The 11,928-nt window shown below is 64.6% G+C and carries 7 protein-coding genes; 4 read left to right on the forward strand and 3 right to left on the reverse strand.

Annotation, left to right across the window (positions count from 1 at the left end; all coding sequences use genetic code 11):
* Together uvrA and QZ149_RS05670 are read left to right on the forward strand one after the other, a co-directional pair.
* Positions 1–2,526, forward strand: a 2,526-nt coding sequence (gene uvrA / locus QZ149_RS05665) for an excinuclease ABC subunit UvrA (RefSeq protein WP_291450333.1), incomplete at its 5' end; no start/stop codon positions are given.
* 11 nt (positions 2,527–2,537) lie between these two features.
* The gene (locus QZ149_RS05670; protein ID WP_291450334.1) at positions 2,538–3,032 is read left to right on the forward strand and encodes a polysaccharide transporter; all 495 of its coding nucleotides are present in this window, start codon (positions 2,538–2,540) and stop codon (positions 3,030–3,032) included.
* Positions 3,033–3,126: 94 nt separating this feature from the next.
* On the opposite strand, the gene QZ149_RS05675 is transcribed toward QZ149_RS05670, so the two are convergent.
* From QZ149_RS05675 to glnA, 3 genes are all read right to left on the reverse strand, one after another.
* Positions 3,127–5,052: a long-chain fatty acid--CoA ligase gene (locus tag QZ149_RS05675; protein WP_291450335.1), complete on the reverse strand. Its 1,926-nt coding sequence runs from the start codon at positions 5,050–5,052 to the stop codon at positions 3,127–3,129.
* A 44-nt stretch (positions 5,053–5,096) separates the two neighbouring features.
* A complete protein-coding gene (locus tag QZ149_RS05680; protein WP_291450336.1) occupies positions 5,097–6,962 on the reverse strand; it encodes an AMP-dependent synthetase/ligase in 1,866 nt (621 codons plus the stop codon).
* Between the two features lie 116 nt (positions 6,963–7,078).
* Complete coding sequence (glnA, locus tag QZ149_RS05685) at positions 7,079–8,503, reverse strand: type I glutamate--ammonia ligase (RefSeq protein WP_291450337.1); 1,425 nt, start codon at positions 8,501–8,503, stop codon at positions 7,079–7,081.
* A gap of 186 nt (positions 8,504–8,689) precedes the next feature.
* Here glnA and uvrC point away from each other — a divergent pair, with 186 nt between their 5' ends.
* Complete coding sequence (gene uvrC / locus QZ149_RS05690; protein WP_291450338.1) at positions 8,690–10,705, forward strand: excinuclease ABC subunit UvrC; 2,016 nt, start codon at positions 8,690–8,692, stop codon at positions 10,703–10,705.
* The gene (gene purT, locus QZ149_RS05695; protein WP_291450339.1) at positions 10,702–11,922 is read left to right on the forward strand and encodes a formate-dependent phosphoribosylglycinamide formyltransferase; all 1,221 of its coding nucleotides are present in this window, start codon (positions 10,702–10,704) and stop codon (positions 11,920–11,922) included. Before uvrC ends, purT begins: the two co-directional genes overlap by 4 nt.
* Positions 11,923–11,928: the final 6 nt, after the last annotated feature.

Here is an 11,928-nt window from a genome sequence, read left to right on the forward strand (position 1 = left end):
GCGCGTGCCGGCGTCGCGCACTGCCCCGAGTGCGGGGCGCGCATCCAGGCACAGACACCCCAGCAGATCGTCGACCGCGTGCGCACGATGGACGAGGGCACGCGCTTCCAGGTCCTCTCCCCGGTCGTGCGCGGCCGTAAGGGCGAGTACCAGGACCTTATTGACGAGCTGCGCTCCGAGGGCTACACGCGCGCGATCATCGACGGCGAGGCCGTGCGTCTCGAGAACGCCCCCAAGCTGGAGAAGAAGCTCACGCACACGATTGAGGTTGTGATCGACCGCCTTGTCGTCCGCGACGGTATGCGCCAGCGCCTCACCGACTCGGTCGAGACCGCGTTGCGCCTGTCCGATGGTCTCGTCGTCATCGACTGCGTTGACTTGGACGAAAACGACCCGGAGCGCCGCCGCCGTTTCTCCGAGAAGCGCGCCTGCCCCAACGACCACCCACTGACCCTCGACGAGATCGAGCCCCGCACCTTCTCCTTCAACGCGCCCTACGGTGCGTGCCCGGACTGCGCGGGACTTGGCTTCCGCCAGGAGGTGGACCCTGAGCTGGTCGTCCCCGATGAGGAACTCTCGCTCGCCGACGGTGCCGTCATCCCTTGGAACTCGAACTTCAAGTACCACAAGAAACTCCTCGAATCCCTATCCAAGGAACTCGGCTTCGCGATGGGCACGCCCTGGAAGAACCTACCCAAGAAGGTCAAGAACGCCGTCCTGTATGGCAAGGACTACGAGGTCACCGTCAAGTTCCGTAACCGCTGGGGCCGCGAGCGCTCTTACACGACGGGCTTCGAGGGCGCGGTCAACTACATTGAGCGTAAGCGTGAGGAGACCGAGTCTGCGGCTGTGTCCGAGAAGCTCGACTCTTATATGCGTGAGATTCCGTGCCCGACGTGCGAGGGCGCGCGCCTGAAGCCGGAGGTCTTGGCAGTGCGTATTGGCGATAAGTCGATCGCCGAGCTGTCCGACATGTCCATCTCGGAGGCACGTGAGTTCCTCGCGACCGTCGAACTCGAGCAGCGTGCGCGCGCTATCGCGGCACCCATCCTCACCGAGATCGAGGCACGCCTGGCCTTCCTCGTTGACGTGGGCCTGACCTACCTGACGCTCTCTCGCGGTGCGGGCACACTGTCGGGAGGCGAGGCACAGCGTATCCGCCTGGCCACGCAGATCGGCTCCGGCCTCGTCGGTGTCCTCTATGTTCTGGACGAGCCCTCGATTGGTCTGCACCAGCGCGACAACCGCAAGCTCATCGCGACCTTGGAGCGCCTGCGGGACCTGGGCAACACGCTCATCGTTGTCGAGCACGACGAGGAGACAATGGAGGCGGCCGACTGGATCGTCGACATTGGGCCTGGCGCGGGTGAGACGGGTGGCTGGGTGGTTCACTCGGGTCCGCTCTCCGAGCTCCTGAAGAACCGCAAGTCGCTCACCGGACAGTACCTGTCGGGCAAGCGCCGTATTCTTCTGCCGCCGACGCGACGCCCGGTCGATAAGAAGCGCGTCGTCACGGTCAAGGGTGCGCGCGAAAACAACCTAAAGAACATCGATGTGTCGTTCCCGCTCGGCGTGTTCACTGCCGTCACCGGCGTGTCTGGCTCGGGCAAGTCGACGCTGGTGAATGGCATCCTCTACCGCACGCTGGCATCGCGCCTCAACGGCGCGCGCATGGTGCCCGGCCGCCACCGTACGATCACGGGCATCGAACAGCTCGACAAGGTCGTGCACGTGGACCAGAGCCCGATCGGCCGTACGCCGCGCTCGAATCCGGCGACCTACACGGGCGTGTGGGATCAGATCCGCAAGCTTTTTGCCGAAACGCAGGAGGCGAAGGTGCGTGGCTACGGTCCGGGACGCTTCTCCTTCAATGTGAAGGGTGGACGCTGTGAGTCCTGTAAGGGCGACGGCACGCTGAAGATCGAGATGAACTTCCTGCCCGACGTGTACGTGCCCTGCGAGGTCTGCCACGGTGCTCGCTACAACCGCGAAACCCTGGAGGTCGAGTACAAGGGCAAGACGGTCGCGGACGTGCTCGACATGCCGATCGCGGAGGCCGCACAGTTTTTCGCGCCGATCTCGCGCATCGCCCGCCACCTCAACACGCTCGTCGAGGTGGGCCTGGGCTACGTGCGCCTCGGCCAGAGCGCCACGACCCTGTCGGGCGGCGAGGCCCAGCGCGTCAAGCTGGCGTCCGAGCTGCAGCGACGCTCGACGGGACGCACGGTGTACGTGCTCGATGAGCCCACGACCGGCCTGCACTCCGAGGACATCCGCAAGCTCCTTCTCGTGCTGCAGTCCCTTGCCGACAAGGGCAACACAGTCATCGTCATCGAGCACAACCTGGACGTCATCAAGAGCGCCGACTGGATCATCGACATGGGTCCGGAGGGCGGCGCGGGCGGCGGCATGGTCGTCGCCGAGGGAACACCCGAACAGGTTGCAGCCGTAGAGGAATCATTCACGGGCCAGTACCTGGCGGAGGTCCTCGCGAAGGAAGCTCAGCGTGATGCCGCTGAGTCGTAGGAACCGCTAGGATGAGCCTCATGCTCCCCGCTTACGGTTTGTACGGCTTCGCCTACTACTGGCCCTCCTGGGTTCACCTGCTGGTGATTGCCCTCATGGTCGTGGCCGGCTCTCTCACGCTTAAGGCGCTCGCGGCCCGCTCGACCGGGTGCAGCCGCGTCTACGGCTTGTCCTGCGGGTTTGTCGCCGGCCTGGGCAACCTGAGCCTGTGCGTGCTCGGCCAGGCGGAGGCCCGTCACGTGTGGCAGCTGGGCATGGTCATCGCGATCTATGCGGTCGTCGCTGTATGCGTGATCATGTCGCTGTTTATGCTATGGAGTGGTGACAGCGATGGCTTCCTGTGGTCTCGTGCCTTCCATACCTTCCTGCTTGTCGGTATTCTCGTCTCGGCCGCTCTGGAGATTACCCGGCGCACGCTGTTCTGGATTCCGCTGCCCGTCATGGGTGTGGCGGTCCTCCTCGCGTTGTTCGGTGCCTTCGTCGTGGGCCGCAACACCGCCGACTAGGGGAGCTTTCGCGCGCGACTCGGCCCCGGCCTCGTTCATAGTGACGAGGCCGGGGCCGAGTCGCACAGTAGGTACTCCCGGGCAGCTGGCCGGGCTACTCCTGGTTTTTCTGGGTCTTCGCGGTCTCGCCGGACGCATAGAGAGCATCGACCTCGTCCGCGTAGTCAGCCAGGACGCATCGGCGCTTGAGCTTGAGGGAGGGCGTCATGTAGCCGTTCTCGACGGTGAAAGCAGCGTTGACGATGCGGTAGCGGCGGATCGACTCGGCGCGCGACACCGCCTTGTTGGCGCGGGCGATCGCCTTCTCGAGCGAGTCGCGCACCTCGGGCAGGTTCGCCGCCTGCGCCGCGTCCATGACGGGCAGACCGTGAGTGGCCAGCCACTCGGGCAGCATTTCCGTGTCGAGGGCGATGAGCGCGCCAATGTAGGGGCGGTTGTCACCGACGACGACGATGTTCGCGATGAGCGGGTGCGTCGAGAGAGACTCTTCGAGGATCTCGGGGGACACGTTCTTGCCGCCCGCGGTGACGATGAGTTCTTTCTTGCGTCCCGTGATGCGCAGGTGGCCACGGTCGTCGATGGAGGCGAGGTCACCGGTCTTCAACCAGCCGTCGACGAAGGCCTCAGCCGTGGCCTCGGGCAGGTTATGGTATCCCTTCGACACGGAGATGCCGCGCACGAGGAGCTCACCGTCAGGGGCGATCATCATCTGGTTGCCCGGCCAGGGGAAGCCCACCGAGTCCGGCGGGAAGTCCTGCGGCGTCTCCACGGAAATTGGGCCGGTTGTCTCGGACAGGCCGTAGCCCTGCAGGAGGGTGATGCCCAGGCCACGATAGAAGTTCGCCAGGTCGAGAGCCAGAGGAGCGCCACCCGAGATGATCGTGTGCAGGTTCGGGCCGAGGATCGCCCGAACCTTCGACAGAACGAGGGCATCGGCGATGCGGCCGCGCAGCTTGAGAGCAGCAGAAGGACCGGGGGAGGGCATCGCTGAGGCATCCGGGATGGGCGTCGTGTCCGGACCGGGTCCGGCGACCGCCGACTCGGGCAGAGGAGATTCCACGTAGGCGGTGGCCTTGGACAGGGCTCGCGCCTGCTTGGCAGCCCAAGCAAACATACGGCCCTTCATGCCGCCGCCCGCCTTAGCTGCGGCCGCGTTGTAGACCTTCTCCATGACGCGCGGAACGACAAGAAGCATCGTCGGCTTGAACGTCGCGATGTCGTCGACCAGGTTGCGGGTGTCCGGAGAGAACGCGGTAATACCCTGGCCTGCGAGCAGGCAGTACATGACGAATCGAGCGAGCACGTGGGCGACCGGCAGGAAGAGCAGGGAGCGTGACTTCGGGTCGTTGATGAGGACAGGCAGGAAGTCGTAAGCCTGCAGCATCGGTGAAATAAAGTTCCCATGCGTGAGGACCACACCCTTGGGTATGCCGGTCGTCCCCGACGTGTAGATGATCGTCGCCTCGTCGCTGAGCATGACAGCGTCGGTACGCTCGCGCACCTGTTCGACGCTCACGCCCCGCCCGGCACTCGTCAGGACACGCTCGGCACCCCGATCAAGGGAGAGGACATAGCGGACCCCCTCCGTGCGCACGGACTCCACCAGCTCGGCCTGCTGCGTGGTCGCCGTGATGACGATGCGCACGTCTGCGTCGGCCAGGATGTGCGCGATCTGCTGGGCCGAGTCCGTCTCGTAGATCGGCACGGTGATCGCACCGCAGGACAAGGCAGCCACGTCGATGAGGGCCCACTCGTAGGAGGTGGGAGCCAAAATCGCGAGGTGGTCACCCGGCTCGAGGCCGATGCCGATGAAGCCACGCGCGATGGAATCCACTTCCGCCAGGAAGCTCTCCATCGTCACCTTGCGCCAGGCACCCACGTTCGAGCGACGCTCGATCGCGAACTGGCCGGGGTGACGCTCCACGCGCTGGTGCAGCATCTTCGGGAGGTTCATATCCTCGGTGGCTTCTCGCGTCGCAATCGACTCCCATGAGCCATCGGCGAGCCTACGTACCGTCATTGCGGTCCTTTCGTGGGATGAATGTATGCCGCTTGTGTAGGGGATCAGTTCTTTGTGAAGCGAGCGAAGAAGCCACGCTTCTTCGCAGGCTGCGCGGAGACGGGGCCGCCGTAGAGGGCGTCGACCTCGTAGGCGTAGTCGGCCAGCACCTTGCGGCGGCGCAGCTTCATCGACGGTGTGACGTAGCCGTTTTCAACGGTGAAGGTGGCGTCGATGATGCGGAACTTGCGGATCGATTCGGCGCGGGAGACGGCCTTGTTGGCGCGCTCGACGGCCTTCTCTAGGGACTCACGGACCGCCGGCAGCTCGGCGGCCTCGGTGGGCGAGCACTGCGGCAGGCCGTGCTTGGCCAGCCAGTCGGGCAGCATGTCAGCGTCGAGGGTGAAGAGGGCGCCGACGAAGGGGCGCTGGTCGCCCACCACGATGACGTTGGCGATGAGGGGATGAGTGGCCAGAGAATCCTCGAGGACCTCGGGGGAGACGTTCTTGCCGCCCGCCGTCACGATGAGTTCCTTCTTGCGGCCCGTGATGGTCAGCTGGCCCTTGCGGTCGATCGAACCCAGGTCACCCGTGTGGAACCACTTGCCGTCGGGCATAACCTCGGCGGTCTGCTCGGGCAGGTGGTAGTAGCCGGGCATGACGGACTGGCCACGCACGAGGATTTCGCCGTCCTTGGCGATCTTGATGAAGTTACCGGGCAGGGGCAGGCCAACGCCGCCGACGGGGTTTTTGCCGATGTGCTGGACGGCGATCGGGCCGGTCGTCTCGCTCAGGCCGTAGCCCTGGATCAGCGTGATGCCCATGCCCGCGTAGAAGTGGGCGAGATCGGTGGCCAGAGGGGCGCCGCCGGAGACGATGTAGCGCAGGTTAGGGCCGAGGATCGAGCGGATCTTCTTCAAGACGAGCGCGTCGGCGATGCCGTGGCGGATTTTCTTGAAGGGACCTGGGCCAAACGTCTTCTCCGAAGCGAGAGAATAGGCGCGGGCCTGCTTGGCGCTCCACGCGAACATGCGACCCTTGATGCCGCCGCCCGCCTTGGAGGAGGCCGCGTTGTAGACCTTCTCCAGGACGCGCGGCACGACGAGGAGCACGGAGGGCTTGAAAGCCTTGATGTCTGGCAGCAGGTTCTTGATGTTGGGGGAGAAACCGAGCACGCCTTGACCGGAGAGGATGACGTACATGACAAGGCGGGCGAGCACGTGTGCGACGGGCAGGAAGAGCAGGAGCCGGGTCTCGGGAGAGTCGATGACATCGCCGAGCACCTGGCGTGCCCCCTCCATGGACGCAAAGAAGTACGCGTGGGTGCGAGCCACGCCCTTGGGGTTCCCGGTCGTGCCGGACGTGTAGATGATGGTCGCGATGTCGGAGGAAGACACGGCGGCACGGCGCTTCTCGACGTCCTTGATGGTCACATCGGTTGCGGCGCGCGCGATCTTACGAATGGCTCCCTGGTCGAAGGAGTCGACGGCGAGGGTGAATGAGGGGCGGACCGAGCGCACGAGTTCGGCTTGCTGGGTGGTGGCCGTGAAGACGCGGGTCACGTGGGCGTCGGTGAGGATGTGCTCGATCTGGGATGCGGAGTCGGACTCATAGATCGGCACAGTGATCGCGCCGATCGAAAGGAGGGCGAGATCGAGGAGGAGCCATTCGTACGAGGTTGGGGCCAGGATTGCGACCGCGTGACCTGACTTGACGCCGAGGCCAATGAGGCCGCAGGCGGTGTATTCGACCTGGCGTTGGAGCTCGCCTGCAGTGAGGGAACGCGTGGCGCCGACGGAGGAGCGCTGCTCAACGACGACCTGATGTGGGAACTTGATGGCCCGATTGGCCAGCATGTCGGGGATGATGTCGTGTTTTCCGACCTTGTAGGCCGGTTTAATCGTGTAGGAGCCGTCGCGCATGCGCTTCATCGTGTCCTCCGGATGTCGGTTCAAAGACTGAACAATAGGTCTAGAGGTGAGTCTATCGGGTAACGAGCGGCCCCTGCGCCAAAAATGGGGCAGGGGCCGCTCAAGTGACGATTAGATCACAGGTCGTAGTACATCTGGTACTCGTAGGGGTGCACGTAGGCGCGCATCGGGGCGACCTCGTTGGCTTCCTTGTAGTCCAGCCAGGTGTCGATGAGATCCTGGGTGAAGACGTCGCCCTCGGTGAGGAACTCGTGGTCCTCGCGCAGCGCGTCCAGGGCGGCCTCGAGCGAGCTGGGTAGCTTTGCGATGTCCTGATACTCGGTCGGGGGCAGCTCGTAGAGATCTTTGTCAATGGGAGCTGCAGGCTCGATGCGGCGCTTGATGCCGTCGATGCCCGCCATGAGGCACGCGGAGAACGCCAGGTAGGGGTTCGCGCTCGGGTCCGGCACGCGGTACTCCACGCGCTTGGCCTTCGGGGACGTGCCCGTCACGGGGATACGGATGCATGCGGAGCGGTTGCGCGCCGAGTACACGAGGTTGATCGGGGCCTCGAAGCCGGGCACCAGTCGGCGGAAGGAGTTCACCGACGGGTTCGTGAAGGCGAGCAGTGCGGGCGCATGCTCCAGTAGGCCGCCGATGAACCAGCGGGCTGTGTCGGACAGGGAGCCGTAGCCACGCTCGTCGTAGAAGAGGGGCTCGCCGTTCTTCCATAGAGACATGTGCGTGTGCATGCCCGAGCCGTTGTCGCCGAACAGGGGCTTAGGCATGAAGGTCGCGGAATGGCCGAACTCGAGGGCCGCGTTCTTAATGACGTACTTGAACTTCATCATGTCGTCGGCCGCGGTCTGCAGAGTCGCGAAGCGGTAGTTGATCTCCTGCTGACCACCCGAGCCGACCTCGTGGTGGGCGCGCTCGATCGTCAGGCCGACCTGCTCGAGGAGGCGGCTCATCTCGTCGCGCACATCCGCGTACTTGTCGGCGGGGGAGACGGGGAAGTAGCCGCCCTTGATGGGCACCTTGTAACCCATGTTGCCGCCCTCTTCTGCGCGACCGGTGTTCCAGTAGGCCTCGGGGGAGTCGACGGAGAAGAACGTGTTGTGCGGGGTGACCTGGTAGCGCACGTCATCGAAGAGGTAGAACTCGGCCTCGGCACCGATGAAGCATTCGTCCGCGATGCCGGTCGAGCGCAGGTAGGCCTCGGCCTTGGCGGCCACCTGGCGCGGATCGCGCGAGAAAGGTTCGTCAGTGAAGGGGTCGACGATTGAAAAGTTGACGACCAGGGTCTTACGGTCACGGAACGGGTCGACGAAGGCGGAGGAGATGTCCGGGATGAGCTTCATGTCGGACTCGTGGATGGCGGTGAATCCGCGCACCGAGGAGCCGTCGAACATGAGTCCGTCCGACAAAGCGGCGTCCAGGAATTCGCTCACGGGGATCGTGAAGTGCTGCTGAACCCCGGGGACGTCGCAGAAGCGCACGTCGACGAGTTCAATGTTCTGCTCGGAGATAAAGTCTGCGACCTCTTGGGTGGAGGTGAACATGAACGTCCTTCTTTGTGGGAGAGCTGTACTCAAAGGTCAAGAATCGGTCAATTCGTAACCAAGTCCAGTATATGCCTACAGGTGCCGCCTGCGCGTATTGGTTTCATTATTCAAATGTTTCATGACATAGAGCACGCCCGAGGTGGGTGACGGGCGCTCCCAGCCCCGGCCTCGTACCCTGGGAGCGTGGCAGATCCTTCGACGTACCGACCCCGCACGGGAGACATCCCGACCTCGCCGGGCGTCTACCGATTCTCAGACCCGCAGGGCCGCGTCATCTACGTCGGCAAGGCCAAAAACCTGCGCAATCGTCTCACTAACTACTTCCAGGACCTGGCGAATCTGCATCCGCGCACCCAGCAAATGGTGACGACCGCGAGCGCCGTTCAGTGGACCGTCGTGCGTTCCGAGGTGGAGGCCCTGACCCTGGAGTTCACGTGGATTAAGGAGTTCAATCCGCGCTTCAACGTCATGTTTAAGGACGACAAGTCCTACCCGTACCTGGCGGTGTCGATGGGGGAGCGTTTCCCCCGCGTGCAGGTGACCCGCGAGCGTAAGCGGGCGGGCTCGCGGTATTTCGGTCCGTACACGCAAGTGTGGGCGATTCGCGAGACGATCGATCAGCTGTTGCGCGTCTTCCCGATGCGCTCGTGTTCGGCGGGTGTGTTTCAGCGCGCGAAGGCGCAGGGACGGCCCTGCCTGCTCGGCTATATCGACAAGTGTGCGGCCCCGTGCGTGGGACGCGTGTCGATGGAGGAGCATCGCGCGCTTGCTGAGGGACTGTGTCAGTTCATGGAGGGGCGCACCGGGCCGGTGATTCGCGACCTGGAGGCGCAGATGCGCCAGGCCTCGGCGGAGCTGAATTTCGAGCGTGCGGCGAAGCTGCGTGACGACGTCCTGGCGTTGCGCACGGTGCTGGAGCGTAACGCTGTGGTGCTCGATGACGGGGCGGACGCGGATGCATTCGCGCTCGTCAGCGACGACCTCGACGCTGCCGTTCATGTTTTTCATGTGCGCGGCGGGCGCATTCGAGGAACGCGCGGCTGGGTCATCGAGCGTGTCGACGGCGCAGACGATGCTGCCCTCATGTCGCGCCTCCTCGAGCAGGTGTATTCGTCTGCTTCACCGGACGAGGCCGGGGCTGGGAAAGGCATGAAGGTGGCGGCCGTGAGCGTGGACGACGTTGCGCACACTCCCACCTCGGCGATTCCACGCGAAGTGCTGGTTTCTGTCGCGCCCGAGGATCAGGAGACGATTGCGAGCTGGCTGGGGCAGGCGCGCGGTGCATCCGTGTCTGTGCACGTGCCCAAGCGTGGTCCGAAGGCTCAACTCATGGAGACGGTGACGGAGAACGCCCGGCAAGCCCTCGCCCTGCATCGCACGAAGCGTGCGGGTGACATTACGGCGCGTTCGAAGGCGCTGGAGCAGCTCGCGGAGAACCTCGACCTGCCCAGCGCGCCCCTGCGCATCGAATGCTACGACGTCTCGCACACGGGTGGAGAAAACCAGGTCGCCTCGATGGTCGTCTTCGAGGATGGTATGCCACGTAAGGACGCCTATCGCACCTACAACATCCGCGGCGAGGACGGCAACGGAACCCCCGATGATACGAGCGCGATGAACGAGGTCCTCACCCGCCGCTTCTCTCGCCTCCTCGCTGAGGAAGCCGGTGTTGATGGGGAAGATGAGGATGGCGTCGCCTACGCCTCTGGCCCGATCGATGCGACGACGGGACGCCCCAAACGCTTCTCCTACCGACCTGACTTGGTCGTTGTGGACGGCGGCCTGCCTCAGGTGAATGCCGCGCAAGCCGCCCTGGACGCGGTGGGCGCGGACGTGCCCGTCGTCGGCCTGGCCAAGCGCCTGGAAGAGGTATGGATCCCAGGTGATGAGTTCCCGCTCATTCTGCCGCGCACCTCTGAGGCTCTCTACCTCCTGCAGTACCTGCGCGACGAGTCACATCGTTTCGCGATCACGAAGCATCGCAAGCGCCGCTCGAAGGCCCAGCGTCGCTCGGTCCTCGATTCCATCCCAGGGCTTGGACCCACGCGCCAAGCCGCGCTGCTCAAGCATTTCGGTTCTATCAAGCGGATCCGGGAGGCTTCCGTCGAGCAGATTACCGAGGTCAAGGGCGTGGGGCCCGCCCTCGCGGCCACGATCCGCGATAGGCTAGTCGCATCGTCGAGGGAGGACACACCATGACACTGATGCTTCCCGTGCCGCTGCCGGCGCGCGTGCTGCTGCTGGGTTCTGGCGAACTCGGCAAGGAGGTGACGATCGCTCTGCAACGCTACGGGTGCACCGTCATCGCGTGCGACTCCTATGGCAACGCCCCCGCGATGCAGGTCGCGGACCAGTCACGCGTCTTCGACATGAGTGATCCGGCTGCCCTGAGTGCCGTTCTAGACGAGAGTGACGTCGACCTCATTGTCCCCGAGGTAGAGGCCATTGCCACTGACTGCTTGAGCGCCTCGGAGGAACGCGGTGTGCGCGTCGTCCCCAACGCCTTTGCCGTCCAGGCCACGATGGACCGCCAGCGCATCCGCACCCTCGCCGCGTCCCTGCCCGGCGTGCGCACCTCGGCTTTCCGCTTCGCGCACAGCGCAGCTGAGCTGGCCGCCGCACTCGACGAGATCGGCTACCCAGCTTTCGTCAAGCCAACGATGTCCTCCTCCGGGCATGGCCAGTCCCGCGTGACCGGCCCCGAGCAGGCAATGTCCGCGTGGACTCACGCCGAGCAGGACGCGCGTGCGGCTACGGGTGTCGTCATCGTCGAGGAAGGCATCGACTTCGACTACGAGATCACCCTGCTGACCGTGCGCTCCTGGGACGCCGCATCGGGCACGGTCACGACGAGCTTCTGTGCGCCTATCGGGCACCGCCAGGAAGGTGGCGACTACGTCGAATCCTGGCAGCCCATGGCCATGAACGGGTCCGCCCTGGAACGCGCCCGCACAATGGCCAAGGCCGTCACCGATGCGCTCGCGCAGGCCGGTAACGGCCCCTGCCTGGGACTTTTCGGCGTCGAATTCTTCGTGCGTGGCGACGACGTGTGGTTCTCCGAACTCTCTCCGCGTCCCCACGACACGGGCATGGTCACCATGGCGACGCAAGCACAGTCCGAATTTGAATTGCACGCGCGTGCGTTCCTCGGCCTGCCCACCTCCACCGCGCTGGCCTCTCCGGGTGCTTCCGCTGTCATCAAGTCCACCCGCGCGATTGACACCCCTGCCTACAGCGGCGTCGCCACAGCCCTGGCTACCGCTGACATCGTTCGTATCTTCGGCAAGCCGATCAGCCGTTCTGGCCGCCGCGTTGGCGTCGTCGCAGCCACCGCCACGACGCCCAAGGAATCGCGTGTCATCGCCCGCCGCGCAGCGGCGGCCATCACCATTGACGACGCACAGAACCCCAGCTAATCAGAT

Origin of the sequence: Actinomyces sp. ICM47 (assembly GCF_905369875.1) — a bacterium.
Lineage (GTDB): Bacteria > Actinomycetota > Actinomycetes > Actinomycetales > Actinomycetaceae > Pauljensenia.